General features: G+C 53.8%; 9 protein-coding genes. 4 read left to right on the forward strand and 5 right to left on the reverse strand.

Annotated elements, in window-relative coordinates:
• The first annotated feature begins 228 nt into the window (after positions 1–228).
• A complete protein-coding gene (locus ACFODX_RS11390; protein ID WP_378119162.1) occupies positions 229–3,087 on the forward strand; it encodes a TonB-dependent receptor in 2,859 nt (952 codons plus the stop codon).
• 229 nt (positions 3,088–3,316) lie between these two features.
• Positions 3,317–5,704 (forward strand): beta-L-arabinofuranosidase domain-containing protein, encoded by a 2,388-nt coding sequence (locus ACFODX_RS11395; RefSeq protein ID WP_378119164.1) that lies wholly within the window; start codon positions 3,317–3,319, stop codon positions 5,702–5,704.
• 18 nt (positions 5,705–5,722) lie between these two features.
• Here ACFODX_RS11395 and ACFODX_RS11400 read toward each other — a convergent pair whose 3' ends face one another.
• The 4 genes from ACFODX_RS11400 to ACFODX_RS11415 form a co-directional block, all read right to left on the reverse strand.
• Positions 5,723–6,715, reverse strand: coding sequence for an HD domain-containing phosphohydrolase (locus ACFODX_RS11400; RefSeq protein WP_378119166.1), 993 nt, complete (start codon positions 6,713–6,715; stop codon positions 5,723–5,725).
• A complete protein-coding gene (locus ACFODX_RS11405) occupies positions 6,712–10,041 on the reverse strand; it encodes an MHYT domain-containing protein (protein WP_378119168.1) in 3,330 nt (1,109 codons plus the stop codon). Before ACFODX_RS11405 ends, ACFODX_RS11400 begins: the two co-directional genes overlap by 4 nt.
• A 72-nt stretch (positions 10,042–10,113) precedes the next feature.
• Entirely contained in the window at positions 10,114–11,322 is a 1,209-nt protein-coding gene (locus ACFODX_RS11410; RefSeq protein WP_378119171.1) for an MFS transporter, read from the reverse strand.
• Positions 11,315–11,983 carry a cupin domain-containing protein gene (locus ACFODX_RS11415; RefSeq protein ID WP_378119173.1) on the reverse strand — a complete coding sequence of 223 codons (669 nt, stop codon included), beginning with the start codon at positions 11,981–11,983 and terminating at the stop codon, positions 11,315–11,317. Before ACFODX_RS11415 ends, ACFODX_RS11410 begins: the two co-directional genes overlap by 8 nt.
• Positions 11,984–12,117: 134 nt before the next feature.
• Between ACFODX_RS11415 and gcvA the strand changes: the two genes are divergently transcribed.
• Positions 12,118–13,029 (forward strand): transcriptional regulator GcvA, encoded by a 912-nt coding sequence (gene gcvA / locus ACFODX_RS11420; RefSeq protein WP_378119175.1) that lies wholly within the window; start codon positions 12,118–12,120, stop codon positions 13,027–13,029.
• Positions 13,030–13,031: 2 nt separating this feature from the next.
• On the opposite strand, the gene ACFODX_RS11425 is transcribed toward gcvA, so the two are convergent.
• Positions 13,032–15,071 carry a glycoside hydrolase family 97 protein gene (locus ACFODX_RS11425; RefSeq protein WP_378119177.1) on the reverse strand — a complete coding sequence of 680 codons (2,040 nt, stop codon included), beginning with the start codon at positions 15,069–15,071 and terminating at the stop codon, positions 13,032–13,034.
• Between the two features lie 227 nt (positions 15,072–15,298).
• On the opposite strand from ACFODX_RS11425, the gene ACFODX_RS11430 reads away from it, so the two are divergent.
• Entirely contained in the window at positions 15,299–16,330 is a 1,032-nt protein-coding gene (locus ACFODX_RS11430; protein ID WP_378119179.1) for a LacI family DNA-binding transcriptional regulator, read from the forward strand.
• Positions 16,331–16,724 lie beyond the last annotated feature (394 nt).

Raw genomic sequence — 16,724 nt, forward strand, 5'->3', positions numbered from 1 at the left:
TAGAGAAAAATCTTTTCATTTGTTGACGTTAAATAGCCCAACGCATAGTATTTTAATTGTCTTACAATATGCCTAATAAATAGGCGATGCCACGGTAAAGCTTTCCCGGCAGGGGAGGACGCTCAGCGACGAGCCGGCGTGAAGACAGAATTTCAGGAACAGCGTTTTTTAATAATAACAATCGCCCTGCGCGTGTCGGCCAAGGGCGATTGATCACGGGAGAAAGTCATGTTCAAGAAAAAAACACTCAGTTTATCCATCGCCATGGTTGCAGCCCTGGGCTCGTCTTATGTGGCGGTAGCGCAGGAAGATGAGCAGCTTGAAGAAGTGGTTGTTACCGGTATTCGCGGCAGCTTGACTCAAGCGCTGGATGTTAAGCGCGATAACACTCAAATCGTTGATGCGATTGTGGCGGAAGATATTGGTAAATTCCCCGACAACAACGTAATCGAAGCGATGCAGCGTATCACCGGTGTGCAGGTTACTAACCGCGGCTCGGGTGAAGTCGCCGGGATTTCTATTCGCGGTTTGACCGACATTAACACCACAGTAAACGGTCGCAATATTTTCACCGCATCGGGTTTGGCGGTGGCGCTGCAAGATATTCCCGCCAGCTTGATCAAGCAGGTAGACGTTTACAAAACTCGCTCCGCTTCGCAAATCGAAAACGGTATTGCGGGTTCTGTGGACGTTAAAACCCAGCGTCCGTTTAATTTTGATGGTAGTAAAGTGGTGGTTGCGGCCCGTGCAATCAATCAAGAACAATCAGATGAAATTGATCCGAACATCAGCGCCCTCGCAAGCAATCGCTGGGACACTAGTAGCGGTGAATTTGGTGCATTGGTAAACCTCTCGTTTGCCGAGACAAACTATCGCGACCAAAGTGTTACCCCCGGTGCTATGGTGCCATTTGCAACGGATGACCCGGTTGCGCCGTTCACTAATTACGAGCGTATTTTCCTTGGTAAGGGTGGTGTTACAGAGAATCCTATTTGGACTCCAGGTTTGTTGAATGGTCTTCCTAGTGCTGCTGGCTCTACTCTGGATGTAAATGGCGAGCCAATGGAATATTTGCTGGGCCGCGATGCGATTTTTGCAAGCGACTTTACCGGTAAACGTGAGCGCACTGCAGCAAACGTATCCTTCCAGTTTGCACCTAACGATACTTCTGAATATTTATTTGAAGCTTTCTATAACGGTTATCGCAACGAATCTTTCAACTCATTGTTGTTCTCGTTTGCTGACTGGTGGGGCTCATACGTAAATGACCCAGCTGCTGCAAATCTTGAGGTTTTCCCGGGCACCAACATCGTTAAATCACGCAGTGTGTCAAACCAATATATGTTTACCAGTGGCGATTTTGGCACCGGTAAAACGGACAGCTACGTTTATGCTCTGGGTGGTAGCTGGGATATAGGTAGCAACCTGAAAGTTAAATCTGAATTGGTTTACCAAGACAGTGAATTCAGCACTACTTTTGCCGGTATGCGTTTTGACAAAGTGGGTTATCAACTGGATGTAGATTTTAATGCGGGCGGTGGTTTACCTGCGTACAGCTTCCCTGACAATCCAGCTACTGTTGGTGTAGATGAAAGTGACCTGACCGATTTGGTTGCCTGGAACAGCGCACAATTCTATGACTCAGGCACGCGTAGCAATGGTGATGCAACTACCTTCACTACAGATGCAACTTACACCACCGATTTCAGCATTTTTACCGCGTTTGATTTTGGTGTGCGTGTAGATAACCGCACGGCGGCAGAAGCAGCCAGAAGACAAGGCGCTAAAAATAACGCAATCACCGAATACGATAGCTACAACATTATTGATGGCGCGTACAACGGTGCTATCGCCATTGAGTCTATTGAGGGTATTGCCTCCATCAACAAAGGTTTCTTTGATGGTGAGGCGAACGTGCCAACAACTTGGGCAGCAGCAAATGGTCACTATCTGACTCGCAACATCGGTGAGATGAGAGGTCTCTATGGCCTGACTGAATTGCCGTTGATCAATGGTTTTGATATCGAAGAATTAACTACCTCTGCTTACGTAACGGCCAAATTTGAATCTGAATTGGCTGGTAAGGCAATTGATGGTGAAGTTGGTTTGCGTTACACCGGCTCTGAAACCGATATGGTGTTTACCGATATCAACAAAGAGTTGTTGAACCCAACTGTGGATAACAGTTCGTCAGCCACTGCAGATACTTCCAAAGTATTGCCGAGCTTGATGGTTCGTTATCACTGGACTGACAATCTGCAATCACGTATTGCATATACCGAAACCTTGCGTCGTCCTGCATTCGGTCAATTAAATGCCAACATCAACTACAACGAAGATGTCACTAATATTGGCTACGGCACCGCTGGCGGTGGTAACCCCGATTTGAAACCGACTGAATCGCAAAACTATGACTTCTCACTGGAGTGGTATTTTGCTGACAGTAGCTCTTTGTACGGAACTTTGTTCAAGCGTGAAATTGAAGGCTTTGTTATTGATTTCCGCCGTCAAGTCCAAGCCCCAAAACCTGATGGTAGCGGTATTGGAACCTACGTTCTGAGCCAGCCATTCAATGCATCTAACGGTGAGTTGAGTGGTCTTGAATTAGGTGCGGTATGGTTCCCTGAAAACTTGCCATCTGTATTGGATGGTTTTGGTGTGCAAGCCAGCTACACCGCGTTGGAATCATCGCAAACTACTCCTGTGACCAATGCTGCAGGCGAAATTATCGAAACCAAGAAAACTGATTTGTTTGGTGTTTCGGATGAGTCCTACAGTGTTGTATTGGCATACGACAAGTATGACGTAGGTGTGCGTTTGTCTTACGCATGGCGCAGTGCTTTCCTTAACAATTATGAAGCAGCATTGTTTGCGAACCCGCTCGAAGTGTGGAGAAAACCAGAATCCAGTTTGGATTTGCAAGTTAGCTATCAGGTAAATGACAACCTGTCTCTGACTCTGGATGGCACCAATCTGACTGAAGAGATTTATCAAAGTTATTACGGTGAAAATGGTTCAACTACCAATAACTTTGGTTCAGCACTCTACAGTCGCACCTTTGCAATTGGTGCTCGCCTGACTTTCTAAGCCTGGCGATTCCAATTCAAGCCCGACCAAAATCATTCCCCCCGATTTTGGTATTCAAGTCCCGCCCTTGTGGCGGGACTTTTCTATTATTAGCGCAGCAGACTCCCATAATAATTATTGGCTTTTTAAGTAATTTTCCATGAAAAGTTTGGTTAAATCCCTGATTTGATACCAAATTAATTTTATATTCCCGCTACTGGCGGGAATATTTTTTTAAGAGGTTTTTGCAATGAATTTGGTTAGCTCCCTGCGGTTGTTCACTCTTGGCGTTAGTTTGTGTGTGGCGTCGGCCCAGGCACTTGAGCTAGCCCCCACCCGCGATGTGCAATTATTGGATAGCCCATTCCTGCAAGCGCAGAACACTAACAAAGAATATTTGTTGGCGTTTGATGCAGAAAAAATGCTGGCGCCATTTCGCCGCGAGGCGGGTTTGCCGTTTAAGGAAACTTATGGCAATTGGGAGTCCACCGGGTTGGATGGCCACATGGGCGGCCATTACGTAACGGCGCTTGCGCTGCTCTATGCTGCTACACAAGACAAGTTGGTGCTGGAGCGATTGAATTATGTGATCGCCGAATTAAAAAAATGTCAGGACAAACTGGGCACGGGTTACCTTGGTGGCATTCCCGACAGTAATAAAATGTGGAGCGAAATTGCGCGCGGTGATATTCGCGCCGATAACTTCTCCACCAACGAGCGCTGGGTGCCTTGGTACAACCTGCACAAAATCTACGCCGGTTTGCGCGATGCTTATTTATACGCGGGCAATGAAGACGCCAAAAATATGTTGGTGCGCTTGTCTGACTGGACGATTGAGCTGACTAAAAAACTCTCGCCCGAACAAATGCAAACTATGCTGCGCACCGAACACGGCGGTATGAACGAGGTGTTTGTGGATGTGGCCAGCATCACCGGCGATAAAAAATATCTGCAACTGGCAGAAGCTTTTTCCCATCAGGCCATTTTGCAGCCGTTGCAAAAACAACAGGATCAATTAACCGGCCTGCATGCCAATACCCAAATTCCCAAAATTATCGGCTTTAAAAAAGTGGCCGATGCCACACACAACGAAAGTTGGGACAAAGCCGCTGAATTTTTTTGGCAAACGGTGGTAGATAAACGCACTGTCGCCATCGGCGGCAATAGCGTGAAAGAACACTTTCATGACAGCAATGATTTCACACCCATGATTGAGGATGTGGAAGGGCCGGAAACCTGCAATACCTACAACATGCTGAAACTTACGCAGTTGCTGTATTTGTCATCGGCCGATAAAGGCGAGCACACCCCGGCGATGAAATACGTGGATTATTACGAGCGCGCTGTATACAACCACATTTTATCTTCCCAGCACCCGCATACCGGCGGCCTGGTGTATTTCACTTCCATGCGCCCCAATCACTACCGGGTTTATTCACAAGTGCATGATGCTATGTGGTGTTGTGTCGGTTCAGGTATAGAAAGCCATTCCAAATACGCCGAATTTATTTACGCGCGTGATCTGGATAAAAAACTGCCAGAAATTTTTGTGAATCTGTTTATTCCCTCGCGCTTGAACTGGGCAGAGCAGGGCATAAGCCTCACGCAAAATACCCAATTCCCGGATGCGGAAACCACTGAGTTTGTAATTGAAAGCAGCAAGCGTTTTCGTTTGCAACTGCGCTACCCCCAGTGGGTTGAACAAGGTGTATTGCAGCTGCGTGTTAATGGCAAAACCATAAAAGTAAAACAGCAGCCGGGTGAATTTATTGCGCTGGAACGCCGCTGGAAAAAAGGCGACAAGGTGGAACTGGTGTTGCCAATGAAACCGCGCCTGGAAAAATTGCCGGACGGTTCCAATTATTACGCGGTGCTCTATGGCCCCATTGTATTGGCCGCAAAAACCCAACCTTTTAACGGCGAAAAAGTAAATTATTTCAGCGACGACTCACGCATGGGGCACATAGCCTCCGGCCAGGTTTGCCCGCTGGAAGCAGCGCCCTTTTTGTTGGGCAATAGCGATGAATTTATCCAGCAATTAAAACCGGTGGCGGGCAAACCGCTCACCTTTAATGCCAGCGGTTTAATTAACGGTCAGAATTTGCAACAGATCGAGTTAGTGCCGTTTTTCCGTGTGCATGAATCGCGCTACGCCTTGTATATGCCTTACAGCACCGCAGCAGATATTGAAAAGGCGCGCGCAAACGCCGCCGCCGAAGAAAAAGCGCGCCTTGCATTACAAGCCAAAACCATCGATCAAGTCGCACCCGGTGAACAGCAACCCGAGTCAGATCATTTCTACAAAGGCGAACAGGCCGAAGCCGGTTTATACAACGGCCGCCACTGGCGTCACAGCCGCGCCTGGTTCAGTTATGAATTGAACGATAAAAACCAGGAAGCTAAAACCCTGCAAATCACCTACGCGGGCATCGATTCCGGCCGGAAATTTGAAATCCAATTAAACGGAGTAGTGATTGCAAAAGTGGAATCCACCGGCAATACGCAGGAGTTTTTTACGGTGGATTACCCGATACCTGCGGAATTAGTAAAAAAAGCCAAAGGTAAATACACCCTGAAATTTGTCGCGGCACCGGATTCAATTGCGGGTGGTATTTATGGGGTTAGGTTGCTGCGCTAACGCGTAGTTAACAGCGTTTCAAGGATCCATCAGCGGTGCGCGTATTTCAAGAATACGCGGCAGTGCTTGTTTAAAGGCGGCGACTAGTTCCGGGTCGAAGTGTTTGCCGGATTCGTTTTGGATGTAATCCACTGTGGCTTCAATGGTCCAAGGTTCTTTGTAGGGGCGTTTGCTGGTGAGGGCGTCGAATACGTCGGCGAGGGCGATGATGCGTGCTTCGATAGGAATGGCGTCGCCGACCAAGCCTTCGGGGTAGCCGCTGCCGTCCCATTTTTCGTGATGGCTGAGTGCGACACGCCGCGCCATTTGCAGCAGGCTGGAGCTGTCGTCGCCAATAATTTCCGCGCCGATGCGCGCGTGCTGTTTCATCACTTCCCATTCATCCGGTGTAAGTTTTCCGGGTTTGAGAAGAATTGCATCGGGAATGCCCATTTTGCCTACGTCGTGCATGGGGGCGGCGTTGAATAATTCCTCGGCATCGGCGTTGCCCATACCGGCGGCCAGCGCAATTTCGCGCGCGAAATGGCTCATGCGAATGACGTGCAGGCCAGTGTCGTTGTCTTTGTATTCGGCGGCGCGCCCCAGGCGCTGGATAATTTGCAGGCGGGTGTCGCGCAGGGTTTGTGCGCTCACCAGTGAGAGTTGGGCTTTTACCCGCGCGAGCACAATCGGGGCGCTTACCGGTTTGGCGATGTAGTCCACGCAGCCGGCGGCAAAGCCCTGGGTTTCATCGCTGTCGTCGGCCAGTGCGGTGACAAAAATCACCGGAATATCACGTGTCGCCACTTGCTGTTTTAGCCGCTGGCAAGTTTCCAGCCCGGTGAGGCCGGGCATCATAATATCTAGCAGGATCAAATCCGGCGCTTCGCTTTGGGCAAGGCTAATGGCCTTTTCGCCATCGCGGGCGAACAGCAGTTGGTAGTCCTGCTGCAGGATTTGGCGCAGCACCTGCAGATTCAGGGGTTCGTCATCCACAACCAATAGTTTGGGGCGGCTATCGCGCAGGTTCATTGCTGGTCTCCTGTTACCCAGGGCGCGTTGCTGATCCAGGCCTGCAGTAACTGGGCTGCGGCATCAAAATCAAACATATCCAGGGCATTGTTCAATTGTGCTAATTCAGTGGCGGGCATTAATGGCTGCAACAGCGCGAGGCTCTCCTCCTCGATGCTGGAGCGCTCGCAGGCTAGTGCCAAGCGGCGCAGCAGTTCGGCGGGCACTGGTTGGGTTGCGATTGATGGCGGCTCGGGTTCGGGCAGCTGTGCTGTCACCCAGGTACCTGCCTCGGCAATGGCTTGGTTAATTGCATCGATAATGCCGGTTAGGGCGGTTTTATCCCCTGCCTTGTGTTGCTCCAGTTCGCGCAATTGTGCGGCCAGTTTGACCAAGCCCAGGTTCGCGGCCACCCCTTTCAGGCGGTGCGCTTGGGCTGGCAGGTCATGCTGTTCGGGCTGCAACGGGGCTTGTTGATAATCGCTGCAAAAACGGTTTATCGCCGCATATAACCTGGGCGCATCGCCCCAGCGGGCCAGAGCGCCCGGTAGATCAATGGTCCCCGGTAGATCAATAGCGCCTTGTTGATCGCCTGCGGGTGTTTTGGTCGCGGGTGCCAATTCCAGCTGCAGGCAGCGGGCTATCTCGCTGTAGAGTTCGTTTTTGTCGATGGGTTTGGAGGCAAAACCATCCATACCGGCTTTTTCTGCCTCCTCCCGGTCGCGCAGTAACACACTGGCGGTCAGCGCGATGATGGGAATAGGTTTGCGCTGTTGCAAACGCTCCCACTCGCGGATGATTTTGGTGGCTTGCAGGCCATCCACCTCGGGCATTTGGATGTCCATCAAAATCAGGTCTATGGCTTTTTCCTGATACTGGGCCCAGGCCTCCAGCCCATTGTTGGCGCGGTGCACCTGATGGCCATCGCGGCTTAACAGCAGCTCCAGTACCTCCAGGTTTTGCGGTACATCGTCTGCCACCAAAATGCGCAGTGGCGGCAGGCTGGTGGGGGTTATGGCGGTGGGCAAGAGGCAGGCATCCACGGCTTCCAGCGGCACCAGCAGTTCAAAGCAGCTGCCTTCGCCCAAACGGCTGGTCAGGCTAATGCGACCGCCCATCAACTCCACCAGTTGGCGGGCAATAGTGGTGCCCAACCCTGTACCACCAAATCGGCGCGCCATGGAGGCATCGGCTTGGGTAAAGGGGGTGAATATCTGCTCGATACGATCAGCCGCTATGCCTATGCCGGTATCGCGGATCTGGAAGCACAGCATCTTGCCGGCATCACTCACCACCAGTCGCACTTCGCCCTGGGGAGTAAATTTCACCGCATTGCCCAGCAGGTTGACCAAAATCTGGCGCAGGCGCAGCTCGTCACCCATGACCAGGTCGCGCAGGTGCGCTGGGTAGTCCAGGTGTAATGCCAAGCCTTTTTTGTCGGCCTGTAACTGGAATTCCGCCAGTATCTGCTGGCAGAGGCTGCGCAGTGAAAAGGCCTGGGGGTCAAGTTCCAGTGCGCCGCGTTCCAGTTTGGCGGTGTCCAGAATATCGTTGAGCAAACCCAGCAGCGAACGGGCGGATTGGCGCAGTGTTTGTAGCTGTTTTTGCTGGCTGGGGTTGAGTGGCGAATCCAGCAGGAGTTCGGCGAAGCCAATAACCGCATTCATGGGCGTGCGGATTTCGTGGCTCATATTGGCGAGGAACATACCTTTGGCCACGGCGGCCTGTTCGGCATGCTCTTTGGCGATGCGCAGGTCTTGCTCCATGGCTTTGCGGTCAGACAGGTCAAGTGCGAGTTTAAACACCTTCCAGGGTTTGCCATCCACATCCAGAATCGGGTTGTAGGCGGCCTGAATCCACACTTGGCGGCCATCAATACCCACCCGGCGGTATTCGCCACTCTGGAACTCCCCGCTCTGCAGCTTGCGCCAAAACTCGCGGTATCCGGCGCTGTTTACCTCCTCCGGGGTACAGAGTTTACTGTGGTGTTTGCCCAGTAACTCGGCTTTGATATAGCCGGTAAGTTGCAGGAATTTGTCGTTAATGGCGATGATATTGCCATCCATATCAAATTCGGCCACCGCCAGTGCCTTGCCGATTGCCTGAACCACGCCTTCAAATTCATTGGCGCGCCGGCGGGATTCGGTGACATCAATAATCACCCCGTCGATCCAGTTGGGGGTATCGCCTTCGCTGTAAACGTAAGTGCCGGTTTCCGATACCCAGCGCTCACTGCCATCGCGGTGGGTGAGGCGATAATCGATATGGTAAGAATGGCGTTCGTGCAGGGCGACTTCCAGGCTACGGTTGATGGCTGGCATATCTTCCGGGTGTACCAATTGCCCCAGGGTGATCTGGTTGGTCATAAAGGCCTGTGCTGGCCAGCCGGTCATGCGCTCCACCGCATCGCTGATAAACAGGGTGCGCCAGGGCGGGGAAAACTCGGTGCGAAAGGCGATGCCGGGCATGTTGCCGATAAGGGTGCGGTACTGCTGTTCCTGCTCGTGCAGGCGCTGTTGGCTGTCCTGCATTTGCCCGTAGAGTTGGCGATAGCGCAGGATCATATTGCCCGCCAGCGCGAGCATACTGAGCGCCAGAGTGATGGCGGTGATAATGCCGGCGAGAAATACCTGGCTATTGGTGGTATCTGCAGCCGGTTCCGGTGTGCCAATGATTGAACCCGGCGGGGCGATAAACAGCGCCGCCTCCATACCCACATAGTGCATACCGGCAATCGCGAAACCCATCACTACACTGGCGAGCAGGCTTTTATGCAGGCCGGTTAGCCAGGTTTGCCCGCGCAGGCCAAAGCGAATCCACAGCGCCACAATGGCCAGCAATACCGCCACCAGAATAGAGGCGGCAAACCAGCGCGGGTCATATTTGAGTGTCGCCTCCATATGCATGGCTGCCATGCCCGAATAGTGCATGGTGCCTATGCCGGCGCCCACCAACACCCCGCCCACAATTAACTGCCGGCGGCTGATGTGCTCGGCCGACAACATATGCAGTGCTACCCAGGAGGCAAATACCGAGGGCACCATGGAGGCCAGCGTACCCAGTGGGTCGTAGTGCACATGGCTGCCAATGCTAAACGCGAGCATGCCAATAAAGTGCATGGACCAAATCCCGCCGCCCAGCGCCAGCGAGCCGGTGAGCAGGGCGATTTGCGCATGAATGGTTTTGGGCGCACGGCGGGTCATGGCCGCAATTTGCAGCCCTACGCAGGAGGAGCCAATCGCGATTAATACCGAAAGGCCGACTAACCAGGGGTTGTAGCTGCCCTGCAACAGGCTGGCGGGGTCAGGGTTGAGCGCAAACAGGTCGAGCAATACAGGTTTCAACATGGGGGCGGGCACTAAGGGTGGCAACAACACTATGATCTTCAAAGCCTAGTTGAGCCGCCCATGGGCGTCTAATTACTCCTTTTGCTTTTTTGCCAGCGCCAGCGCGAGCAGGGTGATTGAAAGTGGTATAAAGGATATCCACAGCACTGTGCTCCAGCCGTAAGCGCCCAGAATCCCACCCGATAAAAACGAGCCCAGCGCCATCACCCCAAAAATCAGGAAATCGTTCAGCGATTGCACCCGGTTTTTCTCCTCGGGCCGGTGGCATTCCAGAACCCAGGCCGATGCGCCCAGAAAACCAAAATTCCAACCAATACCCAGCAGGATCAACATCCACCAAAAGTGCGCCACATCCAATCCGCCCAAACCCACAGCGGCGGAGATGGCAGTCAATACCAGACCCAAGGCGGTCATGCGCGCGGCGCCATAACGGGTGATCAGGGAGCCGGTAAAAAAGCTGGGCGCATACATGGCAATTACATGCCACTGCACACCGAGATTGGTATGGGTGTGGGAGTGGCCGTGCATATGCATCGCCAGCGGCGCGGCGGTCATCAGGAAATTCATCAACATATAAGTCACCGCGCCACAGATCACCGCTGCGATAAAGCGGGGCTGGCGCGCCACTTGCCACAGCGGCCTGCCGCCGGCTATTTCCGCGGCCGTTGGTTTGGGCAGGCGAACACCCAGCAACACCAGCGCCGAGAGCGCAGCGGCAATCGCCTGCGCCAGAAAAGTCGCCACATACACCTGCGCCGGCCAGAGGTGCATAGTCCAGGTCACCAGCTGGGGGCCAACCACCCCGGCGGCAACCCCACCCGCCATCACCAGCGACAGGGCTTTGGCTTTGCGCTCGGCGGGCACAGCATCGGCCGCTGCAAAGCGAAAGGAGAGCACCACCGCGGCATAAACACCGCCAAAAAAAGTCGCCGTGCAAAACAGCCAAAACCAGCCGAGCAACAGCGCCACCATAGCCACCAAACCGGCAATCACACCTGCCGCTGCACCCACCAAAAAACTGGCGCGCCGCCCATACAACCGGGCAATACGCCCCACCGGCAAAATACACACCGCCATACCCACCACAAAAATCGAAATGGGTAATGTCGCAAGCAGCGGGCTGGGCGCCAGCATGCTGCCTACAATCGCCCCAGTTGCGTAAACCACCACCGCATTGGCACCCGCCAATGCCTGTGCAATCACCAGTCGCCAGAGGTTGTTGTGCTGGGTTTTTAAGCTGTCACTTTCCATGACGGGGTTTCCCTCTCGTTGCTCATTCATTCCTGGATTCCAAATGCCCGGTTTTAAGATAAATAGTGGCGCCATTTTGGCCGGCAGCCAGGTGCGGGTAATGTCCTGTGGGCAGCCGCAGCCGCAGCCAGCTGCCAGCGGGGTAAACCTTATCGGTTTCTACTAGGTCTCCCGTCAGCACCAACAACTCGGCTGATTGAATCGCCCCGTTGAATAAAAGGCAGCCGGTGGTTAGACGTTGGAGGCAAACCTGCTCATAGGTGCTGGCAAAAAGAGGGCAAAGCTGGCGATCCGCTTGGGCCTGCCAGAGTTCGGGGGTGTTGGTATTGATGCGCAGCGGTTGGGTTTCGCTTGCGGGCATTTGCCCCAGCTTGACGAAAATAAGCGCGCCCTGAAGGCTTGACGGCTGATGACTGGAGCCCGGTGGATTGCGCAAATACCATCCGGCCCGAAAGCTCTGGGCATCCTCGCTGAATGTGCCTTCCAGCACCAATATCTCTTCGCCTGCATCATGGCTATGAGCGGGGAAAAATGAATCTGGCGCATAGCGCACAATACTGGTGGCCCGCGCTTTTTCCGCGCCAATGCGATCCAGCATCACCCGTTCGACCCCCGGCTGCGGTGAGGCGACCCAGTGGTATTGATCCGGGGTGATGGAAACCCGTTGGGTGAAGTCAGCATTGATCAGCATAGGTTGCTCCCGGGGCAATGACAGATTCCTCATCATCCCAGATTGGTTGGCCGTGGCAAATCAGATAAAGTTTCTTTTATTGAAAGAAAATCTTTATCGGTTTTTCTGGTCATGCGGCTTCTTTGGTTGATTTTATGAATGCAAACTTACGTCTTAATGCCTTGCGTGCGTTTGAGGCTGCTGCTCGTCACAAAAGTTTTTCTGCAGCGGCAGAAGAATTACATGTGACGCCGGCGGCCGTTGGTCAATTGGTACGCACGCTTGAGGAATGGCTGGGTGCGCCCTTGTTTGAGCGGGCGAGCAGCGGGCGAATTCGCTTGGAACCCACGGAACTGGCCGAGCGCGCCCTGCCGGATATTCGTGCCGGGTTTGATCGATTAACTCTGGGTATGGAGCGCTTGAGAGAGGGCGGAGCCAAGGGAATGCTCACGGTGACGGTCAGCCCGGCCTTTGCTGCCAAATGGTTGTTGCCGCGTATTGATCGCTTCCAAAGCCGATGGCCGGAACTGGATCTGCGCCTGGACACCAGCCTCAAGCCGGTAGATTTTGTCGCCCAACGGGTTGATGTGGGGGTGCGCTATGGCGCTGGCCTCTGGCCCGGTCTGGAGGCTGAAAAACTGATGGAGGAGGAGATTTACCCTGTTTGCTCGCCGCTGTTATGGCAGAGCGGGCGCTTGCGCAACCCCGAAGATTTGCTGCGTGAGATCCTGATCCATGATCGCTCGATGGAGGCACACCGGGGTTTTCCCAGCTGGCAAGCCTGGCTTGCGAGGGCCAGTGTACCGGCAGAGGTGCCAGCGCGCGGATTGCACATCAATAATTCGGCGGCGGTATTGCAAGCCGCCGTTGAGGGGCAGGGCATAGCGCTGGCGCGCAGCGTTATGGCCCGCGATGATCTTGCTGCCGGGCGCCTGATCAGGTTATTTCCCGGCGTTCATTTTGTGTCGCCACTGGCGTATTTCCTGGTCTACCGCCCCGAATGCGCCAGCTTGCCGCGCATAAACGCCTTTCGGGACTGGATGCGCGAGGAGGTCGCCCCTGGCTAACACTAGCGCTGTTTAAACCGCACCGCCGTGCCACCACCCGGTTTTAAATCCAGCGCCAGGGTGCTTTTGGCGGTCACGTTTATCCGTTTGATTTCGTAGGCCTCGGGGTTGGTTTCCCAGTCGGCGTCTTTGCCGTCGCGGTAGATCTGGGCTTCATAGCGCGCTTTGGGGTCGAGGAAATCCAGTTTGACTTCAAGCTTGCGTGCGTCCTGATTGGTGATGGCGCCCAGGTACCAGTCGGGGCTGTGTTTGTCCTGCCGTGCGATCACCAGATACTCGCCAATTTCTCCCTGTAACGCGCGGCTCTGTTTCCAGTCGGTGGGTACGTCATCGATAAACTGGAAAGCGGGGTGGCCGGCGTAGTTTTCGGGTAAATCCGCCACCATTTGCAGTGGGCTGTAAATCACGACATAGAGCGCCAGCTGGTTAGCCAGGGTGGAGGGTACGCGGTTGTAGGGGCGATGTTTTTTGTAGTCGAAGTTGAAAATGCCGGGCGTGAAATCAATCGGGCCAGACAAGCCGCGCGTGAACGGGATGATTGTGGTGTGGTCGGGCATATTGCCGGTATCGGGGCTGCCACCGTTGTACTCCATGCCGCGTACACACTCGCGTGTCATCAGGCTGGGGTAGGTGCGGCGCAGGCCGGTATCGGTCACGGTTTCATGGGCATTGACCATCACTTTATGGCGCGCGGCAGTGTCCACCACCCGCTGGAAGTGGTTGACCATGTATTGGCCGTGGTGCCATTGGTCGCCGTCAATGCGTGTGCCTACGTAGCCCATTTTTACACTGTGGATGCCCAGTTTTTCGTAGTAGCCAAAGGCGGCATCCATCTGCTGTTCGTAGTAGGTCACACCGGCAGCGGTTTCGTGGTGGCCGATAATCTCCACGCCTTTGTCGCGGGCGTAGCGGGTGACTTCTTCCAGATCCAAACCATCCACCGGTTTATCGAAAATAAAGGTTGGTTTGCGCTGCCACCACTCACCTTCCCAGCCTTTGTTCCAGCCTTCGATGAGTATTCCGCTAATGTCGTGTTGCGCGGCAAAGTCGATATATTCCTTGGCGCGCGCGGTGGTAGCGCCCTGTTTGGGGCCGGGGCTCCAATCCTTTTCGCCAATGTGCATCTCCCACCAAATGCCCATGTACTTGCCGGGTTTAATGTAGCTGTTGTCGGCCTTGAGGGTTTCAGGTGCGGGCGCTTCGTTCAGGTTTAAGGTCAAGTAGGAATTGAGCAGGTCGATGGCTTTGGGCGCAATTTGAATCGTGCGCCAGGGGGATTGCATGGGCGCGGCGGTGCGCACCTTGTCGCCATTGGGCCAGGGCACCAAATCCACCTTCAGGGTTTTGGTGTTGTCGTTCACCAGGCGCAGGGTCATGCTGGCGTAGTTCACCAGCGCCGCCTCGTGAATCGCCAGGGCATAGTGGCGCGCTTCCAGGGTGATGGGGGTGAAGGCAACATCCACCGAGCTGAGCGCCGATCGCAAATACTGGTATTCCGGCCCCCAGTTGCGATAGGCGGGCAACCACCAGGTGTGGCTATTTTCCGCCAGCACAAATTCGGTGAGTTCGTCCTCAATCACAAATTCTTGCAGGTTCGCTTGGGCGGGAACTTCATAGCGCAGGCCGATGCCGTCATTAAACGCGCGAATCGCCAGGGTCAGCTGGCGGGGTTTGGTGCCTGTTTCTGCCAGTTCTACCCGCAATTCACGGTAGTGTTCATTAATGGTTTGCTGTTCACCCCAGGGCTGTTGCCAGTCCTGGTTGTACTCCCGCTCCCGGGTTTGCACGACTTTTAGGCCTGAGCCCAGCGCGGCTTGCCCTTTGATTTTCAGCCCCAAGCGCGAGGGCATCACCACGGGGCGCCCGGCGTAATTAACCGAGTAAAACAGCCCTTCGGGTTTTACCTCCAGTTGCAGGGCAAGCTGCTGATCGGGCGATTGCAGGCTATAGCGGGCAGTCTGTTTGGCCGGCTCAGCCTTGGTTGCGCTGGTCAGAAGTAGCAGGGTAAAGCCCAAAACGATAGAAAGGTGGCTGTTGTGCATTAGCGGCGTCCTCGCAGCAGGGGCGGGTGATAACAAGCATTTTTATACTAGTAGGGATTTGTTAATCCTTTTTAATTAAACCAATGTTATTTAGTTGTCGCAAGCGGCTTTTGTGGGTGGATGTATGTTTTGCAACCGGTTGTATGGTTATTGCTATAAAAACAAACTATGATGCCAAATTAAGGTTTTGGATTTATCCCATTGAATTTGCTCCAGAAGCGACAGCCATGACACCAGAACAACCGATAAAAAAGCCTGCGCTCAAAATGACCGACCTGGCGCGTATGGCCGGAGTGTCCAAATCCACCGTTTCCCGCGCCCTGCAAAACAGCGAGCTGGTAAACCTGGAAACGCGCGAAAAAATCCAGGCGCTGGCCAAGGAGCATAACTATCGCCTGAACACCCAGGCGCGCAATTTTCGCCTGAAAGAGTCGCTCACCATCGGCGTGGTGATTCCCTCGGCAGAGAATGCCCGCTGGCAAATTACCGACCCCTTCTTCCTGGAATTGTTGGGAGCCATTTCTTTCCACTTGATTGAGCAGGGCCATGAAATGTTGCTCTCGGGGCTGAGCTTGCATGCAGTGGCCAGTGGTGATGACGGGCTGAGGAAAATCAACTGTGATGGTTTGATTGTGGCGGGTCAGGCAGATTGCCATGAAGATCTCAATCGTATTGCCGATGGCCAAACCCCTATGGTGGTCTGGGGTGCTCAAATGCCTGACCAGCGCTACTGCACAGTGGGTGGGGATAACCGTCGCGGCGGTGAATTGGCCACCCGTCATTTGCTGGAGCGCGGTTGTAAACGCATCGCCATTATCGGCGATTGGGCAACCCCTGAAGGTTTGTGGCGCTATGAGGGTTATCGCCAGGTGTTGGCTGACGCGGGCATAGCCCCCGAACCAGCGCTGGAGGTTATGCTCGATAGCGCGCGCGACAGTCATCGCCAGGCCGTCCTTCGCCTGCTCACTAGTGGCCGATCATTTGATGGGCTATTTTGTTTGAGCGATGCCATCGCCATGGCGGCCATCAATGCGCTCAACGAACATGGTATGAGCGTGCCGGGCGATGTCGCTGTGGTGGGTTATGACGATATCTCCCTGGCCCGTTACTACACCCCGTCGATTACCACTGTGTATCAGGATCGCGAGCTTGGCGGGCGCTGGTTGGTGGATAAGCTCCTGCGCCTGATTGACGGTGAGCGGGTGGAATCGGCGATGCTGCCGACCGAGATTATTCTGCGCCATAGCAGCCAGCGTTAAGCGCTGGCCCACTTTCTCCCCGCGTTATTCGCGCTGTTTCGCCTCAACGCTGTCTGCATTCCACTGCATTGCATTTGCATCCCACCTGAATCCCATCCGTCACTTTCCCTATTTTCTGAGCCGCACATCCAGTCGCACAGGTAGTCACAAAGGCAGTCGCATGAGCTGCTGCACAGGATAGCCAGTGGTTTGCGACAAAAATCCTCCCGTTGCAACCAAAATGGGCTCATTCGTCCGGTTAATAACACTTCTCAAATGCCAATTAATGCAACCACTGTTAGTTTTGTCGCGCAATGCAACCGGTTGTTTCTTTGGGTAGCAGGAATTTTTAACTCTGAATGCTCAAATTGTAACCTTCCGTATCAATGCTAAAAATTAACTGAACTTTTTTTGA

This window comes from Cellvibrio fontiphilus, assembly GCF_042646205.1.
GTDB classification, from domain to species: domain Bacteria; phylum Pseudomonadota; class Gammaproteobacteria; order Pseudomonadales; family Cellvibrionaceae; genus Cellvibrio; species Cellvibrio fontiphilus_A.

Excerpts from the sequence above, each read along its gene's own strand:
- ACFODX_RS11400 (WP_378119166.1), bottom strand. The coding sequence starts at position 6,715 with ATGAACCTGCGCGATAGCCGCCCCAAACTATTGGTTGTGGATGACGAA.
- ACFODX_RS11410 (WP_378119171.1), bottom strand. The coding sequence starts at position 11,322 with ATGAATGAGCAACGAGAGGGAAACCCCGTCATGGAAAGTGACAGCTTA.
- ACFODX_RS11395 (WP_378119164.1), top strand. The coding sequence starts at position 3,317 with ATGAATTTGGTTAGCTCCCTGCGGTTGTTCACTCTTGGCGTTAGTTTG.
- ACFODX_RS11405 (WP_378119168.1), bottom strand. The coding sequence starts at position 10,041 with ATGTTGAAACCTGTATTGCTCGACCTGTTTGCGCTCAACCCTGACCCC.
- ACFODX_RS11425 (WP_378119177.1), bottom strand. The coding sequence starts at position 15,071 with ATGCACAACAGCCACCTTTCTATCGTTTTGGGCTTTACCCTGCTACTT.
- ACFODX_RS11390 (WP_378119162.1), top strand. The coding sequence starts at position 229 with ATGTTCAAGAAAAAAACACTCAGTTTATCCATCGCCATGGTTGCAGCC.
- gcvA (WP_378119175.1), top strand. The coding sequence starts at position 12,118 with ATGAATGCAAACTTACGTCTTAATGCCTTGCGTGCGTTTGAGGCTGCT.
- ACFODX_RS11415 (WP_378119173.1), bottom strand. The coding sequence starts at position 11,983 with ATGCTGATCAATGCTGACTTCACCCAACGGGTTTCCATCACCCCGGAT.
- ACFODX_RS11430 (WP_378119179.1), top strand. The coding sequence starts at position 15,299 with ATGACACCAGAACAACCGATAAAAAAGCCTGCGCTCAAAATGACCGAC.